The organism is Flavobacterium buctense (genome assembly GCF_014486695.1).
In the GTDB taxonomy this organism is placed as follows: Bacteria; Bacteroidota; Bacteroidia; order Flavobacteriales; family Flavobacteriaceae; genus Flavobacterium; species Flavobacterium buctense.
Map to the genome: position 1 here is coordinate 486284 of NZ_JACTAB010000001.1, position 21986 is coordinate 508269.

Consider the following 21986-nt stretch of genomic DNA (forward strand, 5'->3'; position numbering starts at 1 on the left):
AATTAGGAACTAATGTTTAAACAATAATTTAATTACATTTATTTCGGTTAATCTGTCAAATAGACCAAAAACATGCAAAAATTAAAATTTATAGTGATTTTAATTCCGGCTCTATTGTCCGTCAATTTTGGTTTGGCTCAAGTGGGTATAAATACTACTCAACCATTAAGTACTTTGGATATTAACGGTAATTTGTCGGTTAAAACGATTACACTCGTAGGAAGTGGTTCGGCGACCGATATCAATGATGGAGTGTACATTTCTATCAATCCGCAAGCTACTAATCAAGAGTTTAGATTACCAAGTGCTGTTACTTATCCCGGCAGAGTTTATATTATCAGGAACATTAATAATACTACAACTGCAATGTTAACTTCAACGGCAGGCTTGTTATTTCCAAAAGGTTCTACCACCGGTAGCGCTCAAGTATATATGTATGAAGGAAATAGAAGAAGTGTCATTGTAATCAGTGATGGTTCGAATTGGACTTACTTCGACTAAATAAAAAAACCTTCAATTAGTGAAGGCTTTTTATTTTATTTAGTTTTTTCAGCAAATCAAACATCGGACACCTTTTACATCGTTTGTCTTCATCTTTTTTGAATTTCTCACAACATTCCGACTTACAGTTTTCGGCTATCTTATGGGTTTTAAGGAGTAGTTTTTTATGCTTTTTTTCCTTGTCTTTGGTCTTATTTTTTTCTTTCTTGCTCACCTGGCATCATTTATCAATAAGTACGTAGTAACCCAATTTAAGGTTTTGTGTTCAAAGAAACAGAGCTTGTTACCACCAATTGTTGAATGTCGCGGTCAAATAAATACAAACCACCTCGGTCTTCACCTATCAAATTGATTTTATCCAAAATGGTTTTGGCTTGTGCTTCTTCTTCTATTTGCTCAGCCACATACCATTGCAAGAAATTGTGCGTAGCATAATCTTTTTCACCCAAAGTAATATGCACCAATTCGTTGATGGAATTGGAAACAAACAACTCGTGTTGGTACAATTCTTCAAACATTTCTTTGAAGGTTCCAAATTTTGTTTTTGGCGCTTTTAATTCAGTTATGTTGGCATGTGAACCTCTTTCGTTTACATATTTAACCAACTTTAACATGTGTTGGCGTTCCTCATCAGATTGCGCAAACATAAATTGGGCAACACCTTCCAATCCTTGTACTTCGGCCCAACAAGCCATTGAAAGATAAATTTGTGACGATTCTGCTTCAATGCGAATTTGATTATTAAGGGCTTTTTCAATATTAGTTTGTAACATAGTTTTTCTTTTTGGGTAAAGTTAAAAAATTATTCGTTTAACAACTCTTGGAGTAAAGTTAAAAATTGCCCAACATGATAGCCGTCAACCAATCCGTGGTGAACGTGAACTGAAATCGCCATGGTTTTTTGACCGTTTTCTTCAACTATTTTGCCATAAGATATTTTCGGACAACTATCCGGCCAGCTAAAACTTCTTGCATGCGAATAAGACGAAAAATCTATCCATGGAACTGCTGAAAAATGAATCAAATTGATTTCGAAATCTCGAGTAATTAACCCGGAAGTATTTTGTATTCGAGCAATTTCTTGACGGGTAATTTCGGCAAAAGCAGTCAGGGTGTCATCATATTCCATCAAAGAAAATCCAAAGGTTTTGTCCTCACGTAAAATAGTAGCCGAAGCGTCAATTCGGTCAAAAACATACACTTCATCATCAATTATTCGGTAACGGAAATTCTCCACCGCATTGACTGCCGTTAAGGTTTTGTGTAAATAATAAGTAAAAAATGAAACGCCCAATTCTTTCGATTTTGCATAAGCTTTGCTACAATCTACTCGGGCAGTAATACCAAAAAACGGCTCTTCCATTTGCTTGAAAAACAGGAAATGTTCCTTTCTGTTCCAAGTGTCCAAATCTAATTTATGCTTCACTTTTTTATAGTAAAATAGGTAAAACTTCGGTGATTTTTTCCAAAGCTTTGAAGTTAGGATGTTCTACTTTGTGGCTGATTTTTTCGTGCTCCCAAGTCGTATGAAAAGGAATATGTACCGCATGACCACCAATGTTCAACACCGGTAATACATCGGATTTTAAAGAATTGCCAATCATAAAAAACTCTTCGGCTTTGATTTCCAAACGCTTCAGCAAATCTTCATAATCTTTTTCTTTTTTGTCCGACATCACTTCGATATGGTGAAAATAATGGCCTAATCCGGAATTGTGTAATTTCCTTCTTTGGTCCAATAAATCGCCTTTAGTGGCCACAACTAATTTATATTTTCCGTTCAAGGCTGCTAAAGTTTCTTCTACACCATCCAATAATTCAATGGGTTTTTGAAGCAATTCTTTGCCGTATTCCGTAATCTTTTCGATGGTTTCGATGGAAATGGTATTATTAGAAATCTTCATCGCAGCTTCTATCATCGAAAGGATGTAGCCTTTGATTCCGTAACCGTAAAGTTCTAAATTGGCAATCTCGGTTTTAAATAATTCCTGCGATAAGCCTTGGTGAGACAAATAATCACTCATCAAAGCACAAAACTTCTCTTCCGTTTCCTGAAAATACGGCTCGTTGACAAACAAAGTGTCATCGGCATCGAAAGCGATTACTTTTAAATTCATTTGTTTCAATTTAACTAATCAAAGCACCATTCTCCACGTCATCCGCATCCGGATTTACGAAAACTAATTTGCCTTCTTTGTCGTTGGTCATCAAAATCATCCCCTGACTTTCCACACCGCGCAAAGCTCTTGGTGCCAAATTCACTAAAACGGTAACGCGTTTTCCAATCACTTCTTCCGGTGAAAAATGCTCAGCAATTCCCGAAACTATGGTGCGAACGTCAATTCCGGTATCGACTTTTAGAACCAAAAGTTTGTTGGCTTTCGGCATTTTTTCAGCTTCCAAAATCGTTCCCACACGCAAATCTAATTTGGCAAAATCTTCAAAGGTTGACGTTGGTTTTTGTGGTTCAGTTACTTGGTTTTCCATGACATTGGCTTTTTTAGTCGCTTCGAGTTTGTCTATTTGTTTTTGGATTTCGGCATCTTCAATTTGGGCAAATAAAATTTCGGCTTCGCCAATTTGGTGACCGGCAGGAATTAATTCAGAAGTTTCGGTAACCGAATTCCAGCTTAAGCTATTCAATTTTAAAATCTTCGATAATTTACCCGATGTAAATGGTAAAAAGGGTTCGGCCAAAACTTGTAAAGCGGCCGCAATTTGCAACGCCACATACATTTGCGTCTGAACTCTTTCCGGATTGGTTTTCACCATTTTCCAAGGTTCTTCGTCGGCTAAATATTTGTTTCCTAAACGCGCTACATTCATTAATTCACCTTGTGCTTCTCTGAATCTATATCTTTCAATGGAACTCGAAATCACCGCAGGATACGCTTTTAATTCGGCTAAAGTTTGCTCGTCAACCTCAGAGAATTCATTTGGTGAAGGAACAATACCGTTGTAATATTTATTGGTTAAAACGACGACACGATTGATGAAGTTTCCAAAAATTGCCGCTAATTCGTTATTATTTCTCGCCTGAAAATCTTTCCAGGTAAAGTCGTTGTCTTTGGTTTCGGGTGCATTTGCAGTTAATGCGTAACGCAACACATCTTGTTTTTCAGGGAAGTCGATTAAATATTCATGCAACCAAACGGCCCAGTTTTTAGAAGTCGACAATTTATTGCCTTCCAAATTCAGGAATTCATTCGCCGGAACGTTATCCGGTAAAATAAAACTACCTTCTGCTTTCAACATCGCCGGGAAAATGATGCAATGGAAAACGATATTGTCTTTTCCTATAAAATGTACCAGTTTGGTATCGTCTTTTTTCCAATAATCTTCCCAATTTTTGCCTTCGCGGGCAGCCCATTCTTTGGTAGATGATATGTAGCCAATCGGAGCGTCAAACCAAACATATAGCTTTTTGCCTTCCGCACCTTCAACGGGAACATCGATTCCCCAATCTAAGTCACGAGTAACCGCACGAGGTTTTAAACCATCGTCTAACCATGATTTTACTTGTCCCAATACATTGGTTTTCCAATCTTTGGCATGACCAACCAAGATCCATTCTTTTAAGAAATCATCATAACGATCCAAAGGTAAAAACCAGTGTTTGGTCGATTTTAAAATGGGTGTTTCACCGGTAATCGTTGATTTCGGATTGATTAAATCTGTTGCGTTTAAAGTTGAGCCACAGCGTTCACATTGGTCGCCATAAGCTTCCGGATTTTCACATTTCGGACAAGTTCCGGTTACGAAACGATCGGCTAAAAATTGATCCGCTTTGGCATCGTATAATTGTTCGGTTACTTCTTCAATGAAGTCGCCGTTGTCGTATAATTTTCTAAAAAATTCAGAAGCAGTATCGTGGTGAATCTTAGAGGATGTTCTAGAATAATTGTCGAATGAAATTCCGAAATCAATAAAAGACTTGCGAATAATACCATCGTATTTGTCAATGACTTGCTGCGGTGTGATGCCTTCTTTTTTGGCTTTCATAGAGATCGCCACACCGTGTTCGTCGCTTCCGCAAATAAAAGCCACGTCTTTTCCTTGTAATCTTAAATAACGCGAATAAATATCTGAAGGCACATAAACTCCGGCCAAATGACCGATGTGAATGGGTCCATTAGTATAGGGCAAAGCCGCGGTAATGGTATATCTTTTTGGATTTTCTAACATAATCATTGAAATAGAGAGCAAAAATAACTTTTTAGCCACGAAATCCCGAATTAATTTTGGGATTTGTTTACTTTTGGTACAGCCAATTTACAATCATTTTTGATTCATGCGAATCCTTTTAATTTTAGTTTCACTAATTACCATTTCCTCTTATTCCCAAAAAAAGATGATTACACCACCATATCTCCAAAAAGGCGACACGATTGCCATCGTTTCAACCGCACGAAAAAACATAGACGACAATTTAAAACCCACGATTGACATGCTCGAAGGTTGGGGTTTGAAAGTCAAAATAGGTAACACTATTGGTTTAGATTATTACCAATTGGCCGGAACTACCGAACAGCGCACAGCTGATTTTCAGGAGCAAATGGACAATCCGAATATCAAAGCCATTTGGTGTGTTCGCGGCGGTTATGGTACCGTAAAGATTATTGATAATTTAGATTTTACTAAGTTCAAGCAAAACCCAAAATGGATTATAGGTTTTAGCGATGTAACGGTTTTACACAGTCATTTGAACCGAATGGGGATTGAATCGTTGCATGCGATTATGCCGGTGAGTGTAGCCAGAGCAACCGATGAAGCGAAAAATTCATTATGCACAGCATTGTTTGGCGAAAAATTGCAATACACTTTAGATTGTGATGCGCTGAATCACATAGGCAAAGCCAAAGGCGAACTGGTTGGCGGAAACCTTTCGATTTTATACAGTTTATTGGGTTCAGAATCTGCGATTGATTGTAATGATAAAATCCTTTTTATAGAAGATTTAGACGAATATTTATACCACATCGACCGCATGATGATGAATTTAAAACGCAACGGTTGTTTAAGTAGTTTAAAAGGCATCATCGTTGGTGGTATGACCGATATGAAAGACAACGATATTCCATGGGGAAGAAATGCTTTAGAAATCATCGAAGACACTGTTGAAGGATTAAATATTCCCATCATTTATAATTTTCCGGCTGGTCATATCCGAGACAATCGCACTTTGATTTTTGGGCGACAAGTTTCTATAGAAGTTACGGCTGAGACAAGCAAAGTGGTTTTTGAGTAGACAACTTAGACTTCTTAGAAGGTTAGATTGTTAGAAAATCTAAGAAGTCTAACTTTCTAAAAATCTGAAAATCTGAAAAATGGCAGAACACAACAAACTAGGTAAATTTGGAGAAGAATTGGCAGTAGATTTTCTGCAACAGAACGGCTATACTATTTTGGAAACCAATTGGATTTTTCAAAAAGCCGAGATTGACATCATTGCCCAAAAAGAAAATACGCTGGCGATTATTGAGGTTAAAACGCGTTCCTCAATTGAATTTGGTTTGCCACAAGATTTTGTAAAACCCAAGAAAATCCAATTGTTAGTCAAAGCCGTAAATGAATATGTAACGTCAAATGATTTGGAGACAGACGTTCGATTTGATATTGTAGCCATTTTTAAAGAAAATGGCGATTATAAAATTAAGCATATTGAAGATGCTTTTTATTTTTTTTAGTTAGAATAACTTCTTTTTGTTATTTATTTAAGTGTGTGAATAACAATAAACAAATACTAAATTTTACAATAAAAAATAGTTTTGAACTGAATTTCAATAACTTTACAAAAAAACTATACTTACTAAGCTATGAAAAATGTTTTATTCTTTGCTGCTTTTTTGCTTTCCATTTCGATGATGGCACAAAATAAGGTAGCGGAAAAAGTAACCAATTTGCAAAAATCAAACGCAGATTTTAAAGTAGTTTCTGTTTTGTTGTCAACCCAAAACGCCATTAATCCGGAAGTGAATAAAGTGGTTGATGACGCAACATTAGCTACCTTAGATTTGACTAAAGTCAATCAAGTGGTGAGCAATAGATACGGCACAATCGAATTAGAAATTCCGTATCAAAACCAAATCATTTCCGTTTTGTTATACCAATCCAATCCCTTTGTGGAAGGATTTCACGTTGACACCGACAAAGGCAAAAATATTCCATACGAAAAAGGAGTGCATTACCGCGGAATTATCAAAGGAAATACGAATTCAGTTTCGGCCTTTAATTTTTTTAACGGGGAGTTTAACGGAATTATTTCGAGTGCTGAGTTAGGCAATTTGGTGGTTGGGAAATTAGACATCCCTAACAATCAAACCAATTATATTGTTTATTCGGATGCTAAAATGAAGGTGTTGAATCAGTTTGATTGCGGAGTAAAAGACGAAGATGCATTTGAAATCAATAGCGGTAATGCGAATAGAGATGTAAATACCGAGAAATGTGTTGCCTTTTATTATGAAGTAGATAACAATTTGTATGTCAATAATGGTAGTAATGTTACCACAACTACCAACTGGATGACTTCTGTTTCCAATAATGTTCAAACCTTATTTGAATTAGACGGCATTTCAACCGCACTGAAATCTCTTTTTATTTGGACAGAGTTAGATCCTTATAATGGTGTTGGCACATCTTCAGGACCTTATCTAAGTACTTTCCGTGATACCCGAACCGTTTTTGATGGTGATGTAGCTCATTTAATTGGGGTTGATCCCGGAGGACTAGGTGGTGTTGCTTATTTAAATACTTTATGTACACAAAATAATTATGCTTATTCGGATGTCAATTTTACTTATTCAACGGTTCCTACTTATTCTTGGACAGTACAAGTAATTACCCATGAATTTGGACATTCGCTTGGATCACCGCATACCCATAGGTGTTTTTGGAATGGAAATGGTACAGCGATTGACGGATGCGGTCAACAAGCTGGATATTATGAACCAAATCAAAACGCTTGTCCTTTGGGACCAATTCCAGCACCGGAAGAAAAAGGAACCATCATGAGCTATTGTCACTTGATCTCGGGTGTTGGGATTAGTTTTAATAATGGTTTCGGACCGCAACCGGCAGAATTGTTAGTGAATAACATCGACAGTAAATCGTGTTTAAGCGTAGATTGTATCAACACTTGTATCAATACCATTACCGAGATAATGGTTACCAACATCACAACAGATTCGGCTTTAATATCTTGGATTGATATAGGTTCTAATACTACTTGGCAAATTTCTGTTACGCCATCATCAGCAACAGCTGTATGGAATACTGTGCTAACCAACAGTTACAGCGTTTCAGGGTTAAGTCCTAATGCCTACTACAGAGTAAGAATCAGACCATTGTGTACGGATGTTACCCCGGCAAGTAGAGAACAAGTATTTGCTACCAGAGCACCCGATTATTGTAACAATGTTACCTTTACTGATTCAGGCGGCGTTTCCGGAAACTATACAAACAATGAGTCTTGGACCAGAACGATGGTGCCATCCAATCCCGGATTGAAATTAAGAGCTACTTTCACTAGTTTTAACCTAGAACAAGATTGGGATTTCTTGTACATTTATAATGGTCCGGATGAAACTTTTGGAGATTTAAGTTTGGGTGGCTTAACCGGTTCAGCGTTACCAAATCCTTTCAATTCTACTGCATCTGATGGTTCATTGACCTTTAAATTTTATGCCGATCAAGGTGTGGTTGCTTCCGGTTGGAATGCTACAATCACTTGCACCGGAACTTTGGGAGAAGTAGAAGCAGATTTTATCGATTATAGTTATTATCCAAATCCAACCAACGGGAATTTGACTATTAATTCTAAAGACCCAATTTCTGAAGTATTGGTTTATAATGTTCAAGGCCAATTGTTATTCCATCAGAAAATGAACGAAATGACGACTAATGTAGATATGTCATCTTTTGCTAATGGTACGTATTTCTTCAAATTGAAAATCAATGGTGTTGAGGCCAATTTCAAAATTTTGAAAATGTAGTCACAACAATTAGTTATAAAAAGAAAGCCACTCAATCCGAGTGGCTTTTTTATTTCTTCATCAGCTCCATAAACTCCAGCGCTCGGGAAATGGATTTTACGTTTTCAAATGTGAGCAATAAGCGCAATCCATTTTTAGTTTCTTTCTCTTTCATTTTACAAAGGTTACCGTGTTGTTGCACAAACTGTAACATGTGTCGGAATTGCTTCGAATTGTAATAGGCCGATTGCTGATCGGATACAAAATACCCAATCAGTTTGCCTTGTTTCATGACGATTCTTTCGATACCTACATGCGTGGCAATCCATTTGATTCTGATGCTGTTTAACAATGCTTTGGCTTCTTTTGGTAAGGCTCCAAAACGGTCAATCAGTTTATTTTCGTAAGCAATTAATCCGGCTTCGTCTTTTATGGTTCCTAATTCATTATACAAATTCAAACGTTCCGAAATGTTGTTGATGTATTCGTCAGGGAAGAGTAATTCAAAGTCGGTATCAATCTGTAAATCTTTTACATATTCTTTGTTCTCGTCTTCGTTTTCTTCTTGGTACAAGTCTTTGAATTCGTTTTCTTTCAACTCTTCAATGGCTTCGTTCATGATTTTTTGATAGGTTTCAAAACCAATTTCGTTAATGAAACCACTTTGTTCGCCACCTAGTAAATCTCCGGCACCGCGAATCTCTAAATCTTTCATGGCAATATTGAAACCACTACCTAATTCGCTGAATTGTTCCAAAGCCTGAATCCTTTTTCGAGCATCATCCGTCATCGCAGAATATGGTGGGCAAATAAAATAACAGAACGCTTTTTTATTGCTACGCCCAACTCTTCCTCGCATTTGATGCAAATCAGACAACCCAAAATTATTAGCGTTGTTGATGAAAATCGTGTTGGCATTCGGCACATCCAAACCACTTTCAATAATGGTTGTTGCGACTAGTACATCAAAATCACCATTCATAAACCCAAGCATTAGTTCTTCCAACTTCGTGCCTTCCATTTGACCGTGACCAATACCCACGCGAGCATCAGGTACCAATCGTTGAATCATACCGGCAATTTCTTTGATGTTTTCAATTCGGTTATTGATAAAAAACACTTGCCCGTTTCGTTGAATTTCATACGAAATGGCATCGCGAATCAACTCTTCGTTAAACCCAACGACTTGCGATTCGATTGGATACCGATTCGGTGGCGCAGTTGTAATTACGGATAAATCTCGCGCGGCCATTAAGGAAAACTGCAAAGTTCTCGGAATCGGCGTGGCGGTTAAAGTTAAGGTATCTACATTCGCAGCAATCGTTTTGAGTTTGTCTTTGACGTTGACACCAAACTTTTGTTCTTCGTCTACAATCAGCAAACCTAAATCTTTAAAGACTACATTTTTGTTGACCAATTGGTGCGTTCCAATGATAATATCCAATTTTCCGGAAGCTAGTTCTTCCAGCGTTTGTGCTTTTTGTTTGGCGGTTCGGAATCGGTTTAAGTAACCCACGCGAACCGGCATTTCTTTTAATCTTTCGGTAAAAGTTCGGTAATGTTGGTAAGCCAAAATGGTTGTCGGTACCAAAACAGCGACTTGTTTGCTATTATCTACCGCTTTGAAAGCCGCACGAATAGCGACTTCCGTTTTTCCGAAACCTACGTCGCCACAAACCAGTCGGTCCATTGGGCGGTCTTTTTCCATATCGGCTTTGACGTCTTGCGTTGCCGTGATTTGATCGGGTGTATCTTCGTAAATGAACGAGCTTTCCAATTCTTTTTGCAAATAACTATCGGACGCAAACTGGAATCCTTTTTCCAATCTTCGCTTGGCGTATAATTGAATTAAATTGAAGGCAATGTGTTTGACACGCGCTTTGGTCTTTTGTTTTAAAACTTTCCAAGCATTCGATCCGAGTTTGTATATCTTCGGTGGCGTGCCGTCTTTGCCGTTGTATTTCGAGATTTTATGAAGCGAATGGATACTGACGTAAACAATGTCGTTATCGGCATAAACGAGTTTTATTGCTTCCTGTGTTCTGCCTTCGACTTGAATTTTTTGCAAACCGCCAAACTTCCCGATGCCGTGGTCAATGTGGGTTACATAATCGCCAACCGATAATGAATTGAGTTCTTTTAAAGTCAGCGTTTGCTTTTTAGAATACCCGTTTTTGATGGTGAATTTGTGGTAACGCTCAAAAATCTGATGGTCAGTGTAGCAAGCGATTTGGTTTTCTTCATCGATGAAACCTTGGTACAAAGAGGAAACTATCGTGTGGTATTGCTTGCGGATGTTCTCGTGGTTTTCTTCGTCTAAACTTTCAAAGATATCGTGAAAACGGTTGGCCTGACCTTCATTGGCACAGTACAAATAATTGGTGTAGCCGTTGAAATGATTGTCGCTCAAATTGTTCAACAACAAATCAAATTGCTTGTTAAACGAAGGTTGAGGTTGTATGTGAAACTCGAAAGTTTTAGTGGTTTTGAATAAAGGTTTGTTAGACAATTCTATAATGGAAAAATCTAACGCTTTGCGTAAAAACCCTTCTTGGTTTAAGAATAAATGCTCGGGTGAAGCATGTTTAACGTCTTTAGAAAGTTTGTCAAATGTTTCGATGGCTTTGCCAAAAAGTTTGTCCAATTGGGATGTCAGAAACTCAGTATTTTCAATACACAATACGGTTTTATCGCTGATGTAATCGAGGAAACTTTCGCGGTTTTCTTTGATGAATTTATTTTCTAAATTAGGGATGATGGTAATCTTGGTTTGCTTTTCTACCGACAATTGGGTAGCGACATCAAAGGTTCTAATACTATCAACTTCATTGCCGAAAAATTCTATACGATACGGATTGTCATTGGAAAACGAAAACACATCCAAAATACCGCCACGAACAGAAAACTCTCCCGGTTCGGTGATAAAATCTACGCGTTTGAATTCGTATTCAAATAAAACTTCGTTGATAAAATCGATGGAAACATTATCGCCATCCGCTACTTTTAAAGTGTTTTTATCGAGTTCTTTTCGAGTGACTACTTTTTCAAAAAGTGCTTCGGGATACGTGACAATGACAGCCGGTTTTTTACGGGAATTGATTCGGTTTAAGACTTCGGAGCGCAATAAAACATTGGCGTTGTCGGTTTCTTCTATTTGGTAAGGACGGCGATACGAACTTGGGTAAAACAGTACGTCATGGGCGCCAATCATTTGCTCCAAATCGTTTAAATAATAAGCGGCTTCTTCTTTTTCATTCAGAATAAGCAGAAAAGGTTTTTCACTTTTCTTAAAAATAGCCTGAAAAACAAAGGATAGCGACGAACCCAAAAGTCCTTTTAACTGAATTTTAGCCAAAGGAGCTTCAAGACTGTCCGCTATTTGTTTGACTTTCGCCGAATGGAAATAACTGTTATATAAAGAGTTTTGACTCAAAGCTTATTGACGTGGTTTTAAATTCGGGTCCGGAGTAGAAGGAATGGCTCTGCTGGTATCCAGCATGCGCAACATATCATTTTCGCCGTCTTCAATTTTGATATTGCTCTTGCGGGTAATTTCGTCGAGTTGAAACTGTAAAGAAGCCACTTCAACATTGATTTCTTGTACTAGTTTTATAATTTTTGCATCCGGAATTTGTTGCAGATTGATGAAAAGATTAATGGAGTTAATTTTGGTATTGATGGTGGCAATTCTGCTCTTGACTTCCGGCACTGCAAACATCACCGGAATGTTGTTGTTCAAATCGGCTGCTTTTTTGGAAAGTGTTTTGGCTTTGGCTTTAAAAGCACCAATACTGCTTTTGGGTTTTTGCCCTAACTCATTTAAAAACACGCGCCATTCTGTCCAACTGGAAGTAAGCGAACGAGCCGTTTCATTGGTAAGTTGGGTGTTGAAATCCCAACCTTTATTAATGTTGTTGAAAATGACTTCTTGTTTCTTAGCTTCTTTTTCCTGTTGCAATAGGCGGATTTTTGGATCTTCCTGACAGGACACGAGCGTCAGCGAACTGGCGAAGCAAACCAAACACAGCAGCATTAAAACCAAAGTAGAAAAACGTATCTTCATTAAAATCAATTTAAGTCGTAAAGGTACAAAGGTAAAAGGAAAGTTCAGTATGAAGTAGTTAAAGCGATTGTAATTTTTTGGAAAACATTTTGTCCGATTAAAAGTAGCGAAAACGTTATCTTTGCAGGACAAAACACCCGAGTCGCAGACGAACTGTATGTAGCGTAGCGGAATAAAACACACTAAATGAGTACTAAAATCCTAATTATTGGTGCTTGCGGACAAATTGGAACCGAGCTTACCAAAAAACTAAGAAGCATTTACGGCGTTGACAATGTCATTGCTTCCGACATTCGAAAACTGAATATTGATATCGTCAACGAAGGCATCTTTGAAGTAGTGAATGCTTTAGATTATAATCAAATTGAGCATTTAATAGAACAATACCAAATCACCGATGTTTATTTGATGGCCGCATTATTGTCGGCAACGGCTGAGAAGAATCCGGCTTTTGCTTGGGATTTGAATATGAATTCGCTTTTCCACGTTTTAAATTTGGCTAAAGCCAAAAAAATAAAAAAGATATTTTGGCCTTCCAGTATTGCGGTTTTCGGACCTACAACGCCAAGAATCAACACACCACAATACACCATCATGGAACCGACGACGGTTTACGGCATCAGCAAACAAACCGGGGAAAGATGGTGTGAATACTATCATAATATTTACGGTGTTGATGTGCGAAGCATTCGTTATCCGGGTTTAATCAGTTGGTCAACTGAACCTGGTGGAGGAACCACGGATTATGCGGTAGACATCTACCACAAAGCATTGAAAGACGGTAAATATGAATGCTTCCTTTCAGAAGATACTGCTTTGCCGATGATGTATATGGATGACGCGATTCGGGCAACGATAGAAATTATGCAAGCGCCGAGTGAAAACATTAAGATTCGCTCTTCGTATAACTTGGCCGGAGTAAGCTTTACTCCTAATGAAATCGCCGCCGAGATCAAAAACCACATTCCTGATTTTACCATTTCCTATAAACCTGATTTCCGACAAAAGATTGCCGACAGTTGGCCCGCTTCTATTGATGACACTGCAGCGCAAAAGGATTGGAATTGGAAACATAAATTCGACTTAGCTTCCATGACGGTTGAGATGTTAGAGAATCTTAAATAATAAAAAAACGCTACTCAAAAAAGTAGCGTTTTTTATTTGAAGTGGGTTTGCCATTACTGAACAATCGGATCTCTTAAAGATTCTAATACCACTACGATATCAGCATACAATTGGGTATTAGCCGCTACACCATTTTGATTGGCTGCTGCACCAACATAACCCACAAACTTCGTATAATTAGCATCGGTAGAAGTGGTGCCCATTCTTGGGTTTAAAGACGGGTTGTGTGCCGTTACCATATCCAAACCTGAGTAGGTATTTACCGCATTAGTTCCTCCGGTGTTGAAAGAGAAGAAGTCGGTTAGGTTGTCTACCAATATGGCTAAGTTGGTTGTGTTTCCAGCCGTTACTTCGCCTAAAATTGGGGCAAAGTGTGCGCCTAAATTGCCTGAAGCACCGGCTTGTACATCTGCTACGATTAAGCCTACGGTTGTGTTAACGACTTTGCGGTAACTTAAACGACCTTGTTCAATCATTTGTCCCGGATTATCAGGATCGGCTACCATGGTTGTTCCGCCTAATCTTTCATAGATGGAAGGAGTTGCTGGCGGTGTTGAATCATCATCACTGCTACAAGAAGTGAAGACCATCGCTCCGAAGACTAAAGCACTTAGTGCTAATTTTGAATACTTTTTCATAATGATATAATTTGAAGATTAATTAAAAATTCCTTGAATAAATTTGCTGAATTTGTATTTGTAGCTGTCTTTTTCCATCACAGGACAAACTTGTTTCGCAGCCAAACTCGGTGGTAAAATAAAGCGTTCAGCTTTGAAATTGCCTTTGCTCATTAATTCGTCGTAGACTTTTTTAGAGTCGGCGATGGTGTTGTCGTGAAAATAGACCACTACATTATTTTTAACGATAATGTCACTTTTAACGCCTTTAATGCTGTGAAGTTTTTGCTTGATGGCAACAGTGCTAAGGGAATCAAAGGGTTGGTCAAAATCGATGCGGCTGATTTGTATCGTGGCATTTTCAACAGGTTTGGCATTGGCGATATGATAAACCAAGATGCCAAATAGCAGAACGACTATACTAAGTACGCTCCAGGCTATCTTTTTTATGGTTTTGTTAATTTTCATATACTCATTGTTTTTTGTTTCCCTCATTTACGAAGTGATTTCATTTATGGTTTTTTCAAAGCGAAAAAAAAATCAAAAAGCGCTACATATGGCAGTAGCGCTTTTCTTAAAAAAAAACAAAAACAAAACGAACCTAATGTCTAGTGTAGTAGGTTGTTGTCTTTAGCTTGATTAGTACAAACTATTTTTTGATACGGGAGCAAAGAGGGCTAGGTAAGTAGCCAAAAAAAGCAGCATAATGAGTACCAAGAATGCAATTGTCCCGAACAGTACGTTGATTTTTTTGTTGTGGTCCATAATCATAGAATTGGGGTTCTTGTTCTCATGTACGAGAAAAGAAAGATCATGGATTTGAAGGAGTTAGAAAAAAATTATCTTTTTTCTTTCAGAGTGGAAATGAGTTTGTCTTCGATAGGTGCTTTTGCTTTTAAGACTTCCTCTATGTTGTCATTAGGAATGGTCATGGAAAGGACATAATGTTTGATTTTCCATTGGCCATTGATTAAAACCATCACACCCGAACCGCGACAGATTTTCATTTGCGTATTCAATAACTCATCAAACCAAGCGATTTTTTTATCGTCACTGAAGTAAATGTTTCTCTCTAAAGCCGTAAAGTTCCATGCTTTTCCTTTATCGAAATAAGGTTTGGCAAAGGCTTTGAAATCGGTTTTGTTCCAATTCTCGGTGGCATCCGTGCCTATGAAAATAGATTCTTCGGCCATGGCGTCAAAATAGTTGTTGAAATTGGCTTCCGAAGCGGCTTTGTGCCAGGCGTCTAAAATAGTAGATATTTGTTCTTTCTCTTGTGCATTTGACACTGAGAAACTGAAAAGAGAGACCAAAAGAAGCAAGATATTTTTCATTGTAGCGTGTTTTAGACCGTTGTAATCAAAAGTAAATATACGATTTAGTGTTTATTTAGCCGATTACTTTTTGTAATTTTATAAGATGAATAAAGAGCTAGATATGAAAAACAAACAGTGGTTAGGAGTGCTTCTTGTGGTATTGGCACTTGGTTTTTCTTTAACCAGTTGGTATTGCGCTAAAAAAGAAGAGAAAGCAGTACTGACAAAAAGTAAGTTTAAAACGGAAGATTTTGCTTTGTCCTTCGACAGTACGCAAGTAGCCGTTTTTTATGCCAAATACCCAAAGTTGGTTTTATATAAAAAACAAACCATTACCCTTTATCGCAATAACCAATACAACTTTATTTGGTATGACAAAAAAGGCCGAAAAGAAACCGCCGAGGTCATTTATAATAAGATGAACAATTTGTTTGAAGAAGGTGTTCAGGCTAAAGTTCCTTATAAAGACATTTTGGATGGGCTATTCCAAAAGACTACTTCAAAACCCAACTTGGATGTTGAATTATTTCTAACCAATTATTATTTCTATTATACCAATAAAGTACTGCAGGGGATTGATGAAACCAAAGTTGAAGAGTTGGGTTGGTATTTGCCACACAAAAAGCAATCCTATGTTGACTATCTAGATTCTTTGTTGGTTGACCCAAAACTCATTGACAACAAAGAGCAATTGATAGGTCAATATTATAAGTTAAAAAGTGTTTTACAAAAATACCGCACCATTGAAAAGAGCGGTGGTTGGAGTACTATAACAACCCCTGAAGAATTCAAACAATTAAAACCGGGAGACAGTTCTGATTTGGTTTTGCAAATCAGAAGCCGTTTGTTTTTGACTAGTGATATTGAAAGCGATTCTAAAAGTGCGGTTTATGATGAATCCTTACAACAGGCCGTTTTGAAATACAAACAACGCAACGGGTTTTCCGGCGATAAAATCATTTTGCCTAAACACATTGCCGAAATGAACGTGCCCATCAGTGACCGAATCAAAACGATAATAGTCAACATGGAGCGTTGTCGTTGGATTTCTACTGATTTAACTAAATCCAAAGAGCTTATCGTGGTTAATATTCCTTCTTATCGCCTGACCTATTTTAAAGAAGGAAAAGCGGCTTTGGTTTCTAATGTGGTAGTGGGAACAGCTTTAAACAAGACCGTTATTTTTAGTGGGATGATGAGTTACATTGTTTTTAGTCCGTATTGGAATGTGCCCACGAGCATTAAGAATAAAGAAATTCTTCCGGCGATTAAAAAGAACAAAAACTATTTAGCCAAACACAATATGGAGTGGAAAGGCAATATGATTCGACAAAAACCCGGACCGAATAATTCCTTAGGTTTGGTGAAGTTTTTATTCCCAAATTCGAACAACATCTATCTGCATGATACACCGGCGAAGAGCTTGTTTAGTCAAGAGAAAAGGGCTTTCAGTCATGGCTGTATTCGGGTGGAGAAGCCTAAAGAGTTAGCCAATATGATTTTACAAGACGACCCGAGTTGGTCGCCCGAAAAAATTGATGCTGCTATGAACGGTAAAAAAGAAAAGTGGTATACTTTGAAGAACAAAATCCCGGTGTATATTGGTTATTTTACTGCTTGGGTGGATGATGAAGGCGTGGTTAATTTCTACAAAGACATTTATGATAGGGACAATGCTTTAGCGATGTTGTTGTTGGAGGAGTAAGGGATAAGTAAAAAGGGATAAGAGAAAAGCCCTTCGACAGGCTCAGAGTGACAGCGTGCGTTTGTATTGTTTTTAGTTTTTATAGAAGATTTACTTTATTCAACAAAAACCAATTGATTATGCTGTTGTCAACCTGAGCTTGTCGAAGGGCTTCTGAAGTTTGTTTAAAAAGCCTCGCCGTGTTGTGATAAATCTAAACCCATGTTTTCTGATTCTTCTGAAACGCGTATTGGGATGATGATGTTGGTTAATTTGAACAACAAATAAGCACCGCCAAAGGTAAATACCGAAACCAAAACCAAAGCCAACATGTGATGCCCGAAGATGTTCCAGCCACCGTATAACAAGCTTGCGTTTTCTCCTTTGGCAAAGATGGCCGTTAGTATCATTCCCATAATTCCGCCTACGCCGTGACAGGCGAATACGTCTAAAGTGTCGTCTATTTGTTTTAGCTTTTTCCAGTAGACCATTTTGTTGGAGACTATGGCGCCTATGAATCCGAAGAAAATACTTTGCGGAATGGTTACATAACCAGCCGATGGCGTTATTACTACCAATCCAACCACAGCACCGATACAAGCACCAAGGGCTGATACTTTACGCCCATTCATTCGGTCAAAGAATACCCACGATAACATAGCCGAAGCCGAGCAAATGGTTGTGGTAGCAAAAGCCATAGCTGCCGTAGCATTAGCCGCTAAAGCCGAACCGGCATTGAATCCGAACCAACCGAACCAAAGCATTCCGGTGCCTAACAAAACAAACGGAATGTTGGTGGGAATGTGCTCGCTGTTTTTTCTTTTGCCTAAAACTAAAACACCAGCCAAAGCTGCAAAACCCGCACTCATGTGAACGACTGTTCCACCTGCAAAATCCTTTACGCCGAAAAAGCTGCCCAAGAGACCGTTTGGGTGCCAAATCATGTGGCATAAAGGCGTATAGATACAAAGGGTAAACAAACAAATAAAGAGCAAAAAGGAGATGAAACGGATGCGTTCCGCGAGGGCGCCGGTGATAATGGCCGGTGTTATGACTGCAAATTTCATTTGGAACAAAGCAAATAAAATAAAAGGTATCGAAGAAGCCATGGTCTTGTGCGGGTGCATTTCGACATAGCTAAAGAAAGCAAAATCAAATGGGTTGCCAATGATGCCATAGTGAACGCCGTTGATTGTTGGGCCAATCGGGGCGCCAAAAGAAAGCGAAAAACCAACCGTAACCCAAAGCAAGCTGATTACACCTAAACAAATAAAACTTTTAAGCATGGTGGAAATAACATTCTTTTTCCCGACCATACCGCCGTAAAAGAACGCTAAGCCCGGCGTCATTAATAAAACCAAACAAGAAGCGGTAAGTAACCAAGCCACATCGGCAAAGCTGATGGTGTCAACAGCATTGAATGCGTCGTTGTTTTCGGCTAGTTTTTCGGGCCAAAATAAGCCTGAGATGGCGACTAAAGTAATGATGAGAAAAGAAACTATCCAACGTTTTTCGATTTTCATAAAAAATTCAATTTTAATATGACCCCTGTTTTTGATAGGGCAAATTTATGAAATATTATAAATTTTGAATTATAAATTTTAAATTATTGGGGGTTGTGATGGATTTTTGTGTAAAAATTGAGGAATTGAAGTTGTTTTTGTGGATTTGGAAAATAAAGAGTTTGTTTTTGAGAAAAGTATATTGGGTTCTCGATACATCCCGATTTCATCGGGACACTCGAACTGACGGTTCTTACTTTTTCAGTGTGGCTTTTTGTAACTCTTTTAAATCGCTTGATTTGAAATTGGTGGCAGAGGCGGTATAGGCCGAGTAGATGATTTCCCCGGTTTGGGCGTTGGTTACCGTTACAAATTTCTCTGTGGGTGTTTTAATGAATAACAGATAATAAAACGGCGTGGCGTTAGTTAGGATTTTATCGTTGAGTTCGGCTATTGGCAAAACTTTATACGATTGGGTGATACCGTCGAAGATTTCCTTGTCGGTATACTTTTTGCTTTCGTCGTCGGAGTTTTTGGCGAATTTGGTTAGCACATAGTCAGGAATGAATAGTGTGGATGAGGCCATCTTTTGGAGTGCTTCTTTGTTGGCTACTTCGGTTTTGGCTAGGCAGTCGGTGCCTTTGTTTAGTAGGGTTGTTAGTTGTTGGAGGTAATTGGTTATAACACCGGTGCCCCAGTTTTTGAAATGACCCTCGGCGTCATAGTCCATTTTGTATAGTGCGCTTGGGTTGTTTTGGGCGAAGAAATCGGCGAAGAGTTCTATGGTGGCGATGGATATTTTATCGGCTTGGTTGAAGTGTCTTCTTTTCTTGGGGTCGTAGGTGTATTTGCCGTTGGTGGTCCAAAGTTCGAGATAGATGCGGGTTTCGGTGGAAGCCAAGGTGCTGTTGGACGTAGTCATATTGGCACCAATGGTAACGAAGCTATTGTTAGGGGCAATATTTTTTTCTACATCGGTGTATTTGATGCATTCGACTTTGGTGAGTGTATAGGCTTTTTTGATGGCTTCAACGTATGCTGCTGCTTTGGGTGAAGCAGGATCTTTCATGGCGAAGTAGGTGGTGCCTTGTTTGATTTTGGTTACTTCGGCGGTGTTGGTGATGGTGATTTGGCTGAAGCTGAATAGTGGTGATAAAGCGATGGCTATAAGCGTTATAAAGGTGTGTTTTGGTTTCATAAAGGTTGGATTGGTGAGGTAAAGTTAAAGAAATAATTATTTGGTTGGTGATAATTTGAAAATGGCACACGGATGACACGGATGGGACTGATTGTCACGGATTTTTGGGTTGGTAAAAAAGGAACACAGATGACACAGATTGTCACAGATTTTTGGGTTGGTAAAAAAAGAACACAGATGACACAGATTGTCACAGATTTTTGGGTTGGTAAAAAAGGAACACAGATGACACAGATTGTCACAGATTTTATATGAGTGAGAAGATTAAGCAGTTTAGCCGTATAAATAGCCTACCTTGACGGAGTGCTTGTCAAATCAAGTTGGTGTGTGTGATGGAAGATAGTTTTGAAAGATTGATTAGCAGTTTTATTGAAAACAAAGTGGGGATAGCGGAGGGTTTTTTGAGTGCGGGTTTGTGTCAGCATTTGAAAGAGAACATTCTTGCGTTGCAGGCAAGTCATTTATTGGAAAAGGCCGGCATTGGCAACGACCAAAAGTTGCAACACGATAGTCTAGTGCGGAGCGATGTGATTTATTGGTTGGATAAAAAGCACAACAACATTCATGAGAATGCTTTCTTTGAAAAGATGGATGCGTTTGTACTATATTTAAACGAAAGTTGCTACACCGGAATTACGGGTTATGAGTTTCATTATTCGTTATATGAAGCGGGCGATTTTTATAAAAAGCACTTAGACCAATTTCAGGACAATTCTAACCGACAGTTCTCGATGATTAGTTATTTAAACCCTGATTGGGAAACGAAAGACGGTGGTGAATTACAGATTTACCAAAACCCAACGAACCAAACCATTTCGCCTAATGCGGGGAAAACAGTGTTTTTTAGGAGCAATGAATTGGAGCATGAGGTGTTGGTGACGAATGTGGCGAGGATGAGTGTTACGGGGTGGTTGAAGCGGGGGTGAAAGCCCTTTGACTGCGTTGAGGGGGATGGCACACGGATGAGACGGATGAGACTGATAGTCACGGATTTTTGAGGTGGAATGTTTTTGAGATAGAAATAGTAGGTGGTATTGGCACACAGATGACACGGATTAAACTGATTGACACGGATTTTGTTTGTGAGTGTTAGGGTTAGGTGAGCTTTGGTATGGGTTTGGTATAAGGTAACTATGACGTTACTACGCTATATACACGCTATATATACGCTATATATACGCTATAAATAGGCAATAAATATGGATTATTGTCGTTATAACGTAAGATGAACATAAAGGGATTGTTTTATGGCAGAGCAAAAAGGATTGATAAAACTTACGGGGACAATAGACGGGGTAAGTTTTTATTTTAGGAAAGGAAAGCCGGTGGCTCGGAAAGCGGGTGGCGGTTTTAGTAGTGAAAAAGTTAAGCATAGTCCTGCTATGGTACGAACGCGAGAGAATAGTAGTGAATTTGGTCATGTTTCTAAGTTTAAAAGGCTTTTTAGGTTGGGGTTGTTTCCTTTTTTGAATGGGTTTACGGATTCTACGCTTCATGGGCGGTTGATGTCGTTGTTTCAAACCATTAAGACTTTTGATAGGGTTTCTGTGCGTGGGCAGCGGTCGCTTGGGATAGCTCTTGGGACTCCTGAGGGACAAAGTTTGTTAAAGAAGTTTGTTTTTAGTGAACAAAGTGTGAGCCAGCTATTGCGGAGCCGATTGGTTTTTGATGCCGCGAGTGCGACTTTAACGGTGGCCGATTTTAGTGCCCAAGCCCTGAAATTTCCTCTTGGGAGTAGTGTGGCTGAGGTGCAGTTTGGCGTGTTACGGATAGATTATGCGCAAGCGAAAACGGAATTGTTTATGAGTAACGCCCATTATATAACTCCAACGGATACCGAAACCCAGTTTACTATGACGCCAACGGTTTTACCGACCGGCACGGGTGTTTTTATAGCGGTTGCCGGGGTAAAGTTTTATGAGGTGGTGAATGGGGAGCGGTATTTGGTTAAGAGTTTGGGGGAGCTTGGGGTTGAGGTTTTGGGGGTTTGGTAGCAATGTTGTTTTA

Annotated in this window: 19 protein-coding genes; 8 read left to right on the forward strand and 11 right to left on the reverse strand. The window is 38.6% G+C overall.

Annotated elements, in window-relative coordinates; all coding sequences use genetic code 11:
* Nucleotides 1–72: 72 nt before the first annotated feature.
* Complete coding sequence (locus ICG50_RS02150) at nt 73–501, forward strand: hypothetical protein (RefSeq protein ID WP_187659266.1); 429 nt, start codon at nt 73–75, stop codon at nt 499–501.
* Between the two features lie 251 nt (nt 502–752).
* Here ICG50_RS02150 and ICG50_RS02155 read toward each other — a convergent pair whose 3' ends face one another.
* The 4 genes from ICG50_RS02155 to metG are packed head-to-tail and all read right to left on the reverse strand — an operon-like array spanning nt 753 to nt 4686.
* Entirely contained in the window at nt 753–1274 is a 522-nt protein-coding gene (locus tag ICG50_RS02155; protein ID WP_187659267.1) for a ferritin, read from the reverse strand.
* A gap of 29 nt (nt 1275–1303) precedes the next feature.
* Nucleotides 1304–1927: a CatA-like O-acetyltransferase gene (locus ICG50_RS02160; protein ID WP_187659268.1), complete on the reverse strand. Its 624-nt coding sequence runs from the start codon at nt 1925–1927 to the stop codon at nt 1304–1306.
* 4 nt (nt 1928–1931) lie between these two features.
* Nucleotides 1932–2618, reverse strand: coding sequence for an HAD family hydrolase (locus tag ICG50_RS02165; RefSeq protein ID WP_171221139.1), 687 nt, complete (start codon nt 2616–2618; stop codon nt 1932–1934).
* Between the two features lie 10 nt (nt 2619–2628).
* Nucleotides 2629–4686, reverse strand: a complete 2058-nt coding sequence (gene metG / locus ICG50_RS02170; RefSeq protein WP_187659611.1) for a methionine--tRNA ligase — start codon at nt 4684–4686, stop codon at nt 2629–2631.
* A 166-nt stretch (nt 4687–4852) separates the two neighbouring features.
* Between metG and ICG50_RS02175 the strand changes: the two genes are divergently transcribed.
* The 3 genes from ICG50_RS02175 (at nt 4853) to ICG50_RS02185 (ending at nt 8495) form a co-directional block, all read left to right on the forward strand.
* Nucleotides 4853–5749 carry a S66 peptidase family protein gene (locus ICG50_RS02175; protein WP_187659612.1) on the forward strand — a complete coding sequence of 299 codons (897 nt, stop codon included), beginning with the start codon at nt 4853–4855 and terminating at the stop codon, nt 5747–5749.
* 79 nt (nt 5750–5828) lie between these two features.
* Complete coding sequence (locus ICG50_RS02180) at nt 5829–6188, forward strand: YraN family protein (RefSeq protein ID WP_187659269.1); 360 nt, start codon at nt 5829–5831, stop codon at nt 6186–6188.
* 129 nt (nt 6189–6317) lie between these two features.
* Complete coding sequence (locus ICG50_RS02185) at nt 6318–8495, forward strand: M12 family metallo-peptidase (protein ID WP_187659270.1); 2178 nt, start codon at nt 6318–6320, stop codon at nt 8493–8495.
* Between the two features lie 49 nt (nt 8496–8544).
* Here the strand turns inward: ICG50_RS02185 and mfd are convergent, their stop codons facing one another.
* Nucleotides 8545–11907 (reverse strand): transcription-repair coupling factor, encoded by a 3363-nt coding sequence (gene mfd / locus ICG50_RS02190; protein WP_187659271.1) that lies wholly within the window; start codon nt 11905–11907, stop codon nt 8545–8547.
* A 3-nt stretch (nt 11908–11910) separates the two neighbouring features.
* Complete coding sequence (locus ICG50_RS02195) at nt 11911–12537, reverse strand: hypothetical protein (protein WP_187659272.1); 627 nt, start codon at nt 12535–12537, stop codon at nt 11911–11913.
* A gap of 186 nt (nt 12538–12723) precedes the next feature.
* Between ICG50_RS02195 and ICG50_RS02200 the strand changes: the two genes are divergently transcribed.
* On the forward strand, nt 12724–13662 hold the full coding sequence (locus ICG50_RS02200) for an L-threonine 3-dehydrogenase (protein WP_187659273.1): 939 nt from the start codon (nt 12724–12726) through the stop codon (nt 13660–13662).
* Nucleotides 13663–13715: 53 nt separating this feature from the next.
* Here the strand turns inward: ICG50_RS02200 and ICG50_RS02205 are convergent, their stop codons facing one another.
* The 3 genes from ICG50_RS02205 to ICG50_RS02215 all read right to left on the reverse strand — a co-directional run bounded on the left by ICG50_RS02205 (nt 13716) and on the right by ICG50_RS02215 (nt 15613).
* Entirely contained in the window at nt 13716–14300 is a 585-nt protein-coding gene (locus tag ICG50_RS02205; protein ID WP_187659274.1) for a globin family protein, read from the reverse strand.
* A gap of 18 nt (nt 14301–14318) precedes the next feature.
* Nucleotides 14319–14747: a hypothetical protein gene (locus ICG50_RS02210; RefSeq protein WP_187659275.1), complete on the reverse strand. Its 429-nt coding sequence runs from the start codon at nt 14745–14747 to the stop codon at nt 14319–14321.
* Nucleotides 14748–15118: 371 nt separating this feature from the next.
* Nucleotides 15119–15613, reverse strand: a complete 495-nt coding sequence (locus tag ICG50_RS02215) for a nuclear transport factor 2 family protein (protein ID WP_187659276.1) — start codon at nt 15611–15613, stop codon at nt 15119–15121.
* Nucleotides 15614–15716: 103 nt separating this feature from the next.
* Here ICG50_RS02215 and ICG50_RS02220 point away from each other — a divergent pair, with 103 nt between their 5' ends.
* On the forward strand, nt 15717–17300 hold the full coding sequence (locus tag ICG50_RS02220; protein WP_187659277.1) for a L,D-transpeptidase family protein: 1584 nt from the start codon (nt 15717–15719) through the stop codon (nt 17298–17300).
* A 164-nt stretch (nt 17301–17464) separates the two neighbouring features.
* Here ICG50_RS02220 and ICG50_RS02225 read toward each other — a convergent pair whose 3' ends face one another.
* Both ICG50_RS02225 and ICG50_RS02230 read right to left on the reverse strand, forming a co-directional pair.
* Nucleotides 17465–18802 (reverse strand): ammonium transporter, encoded by a 1338-nt coding sequence (locus tag ICG50_RS02225; protein ID WP_171221129.1) that lies wholly within the window; start codon nt 18800–18802, stop codon nt 17465–17467.
* Nucleotides 18803–19034: 232 nt separating this feature from the next.
* Complete coding sequence (locus tag ICG50_RS02230; RefSeq protein WP_187659278.1) at nt 19035–19979, reverse strand: hypothetical protein; 945 nt, start codon at nt 19977–19979, stop codon at nt 19035–19037.
* A 332-nt stretch (nt 19980–20311) separates the two neighbouring features.
* Between ICG50_RS02230 and ICG50_RS02235 the strand changes: the two genes are divergently transcribed.
* On the forward strand, nt 20312–20905 hold the full coding sequence (locus tag ICG50_RS02235) for a 2OG-Fe(II) oxygenase (RefSeq protein WP_187659279.1): 594 nt from the start codon (nt 20312–20314) through the stop codon (nt 20903–20905).
* A 321-nt stretch (nt 20906–21226) separates the two neighbouring features.
* Entirely contained in the window at nt 21227–21973 is a 747-nt protein-coding gene (locus ICG50_RS02240; RefSeq protein WP_187659280.1) for a hypothetical protein, read from the forward strand.
* Nucleotides 21974–21986: the final 13 nt, after the last annotated feature.

Coding starts and splice junctions, on each gene's coding strand:
- ICG50_RS02205 (WP_187659274.1), bottom strand. CDS start 14,300: ATGAAAAAGTATTCAAAATTAGCACTAAGTGCTTTAGTCTTCGGAGCG.
- ICG50_RS02185 (WP_187659270.1), top strand. CDS start 6,318: ATGAAAAATGTTTTATTCTTTGCTGCTTTTTTGCTTTCCATTTCGATG.
- ICG50_RS02235 (WP_187659279.1), top strand. CDS start 20,312: ATGGAAGATAGTTTTGAAAGATTGATTAGCAGTTTTATTGAAAACAAA.
- ICG50_RS02230 (WP_187659278.1), bottom strand. CDS start 19,979: ATGAAACCAAAACACACCTTTATAACGCTTATAGCCATCGCTTTATCA.
- ICG50_RS02195 (WP_187659272.1), bottom strand. CDS start 12,537: ATGAAGATACGTTTTTCTACTTTGGTTTTAATGCTGCTGTGTTTGGTT.
- ICG50_RS02180 (WP_187659269.1), top strand. CDS start 5,829: ATGGCAGAACACAACAAACTAGGTAAATTTGGAGAAGAATTGGCAGTA.
- ICG50_RS02150 (WP_187659266.1), top strand. CDS start 73: ATGCAAAAATTAAAATTTATAGTGATTTTAATTCCGGCTCTATTGTCC.
- ICG50_RS02155 (WP_187659267.1), bottom strand. CDS start 1,274: ATGTTACAAACTAATATTGAAAAAGCCCTTAATAATCAAATTCGCATT.
- metG (WP_187659611.1), bottom strand. CDS start 4,686: ATGTTAGAAAATCCAAAAAGATATACCATTACCGCGGCTTTGCCCTAT.
- ICG50_RS02200 (WP_187659273.1), top strand. CDS start 12,724: ATGAGTACTAAAATCCTAATTATTGGTGCTTGCGGACAAATTGGAACC.
- ICG50_RS02240 (WP_187659280.1), top strand. CDS start 21,227: ATGGCAGAGCAAAAAGGATTGATAAAACTTACGGGGACAATAGACGGG.
- ICG50_RS02210 (WP_187659275.1), bottom strand. CDS start 14,747: ATGAAAATTAACAAAACCATAAAAAAGATAGCCTGGAGCGTACTTAGT.
- ICG50_RS02165 (WP_171221139.1), bottom strand. CDS start 2,618: ATGAATTTAAAAGTAATCGCTTTCGATGCCGATGACACTTTGTTTGTC.
- ICG50_RS02215 (WP_187659276.1), bottom strand. CDS start 15,613: ATGAAAAATATCTTGCTTCTTTTGGTCTCTCTTTTCAGTTTCTCAGTG.
- ICG50_RS02175 (WP_187659612.1), top strand. CDS start 4,853: ATGATTACACCACCATATCTCCAAAAAGGCGACACGATTGCCATCGTT.
- ICG50_RS02225 (WP_171221129.1), bottom strand. CDS start 18,802: ATGAAAATCGAAAAACGTTGGATAGTTTCTTTTCTCATCATTACTTTA.
- ICG50_RS02220 (WP_187659277.1), top strand. CDS start 15,717: ATGAAAAACAAACAGTGGTTAGGAGTGCTTCTTGTGGTATTGGCACTT.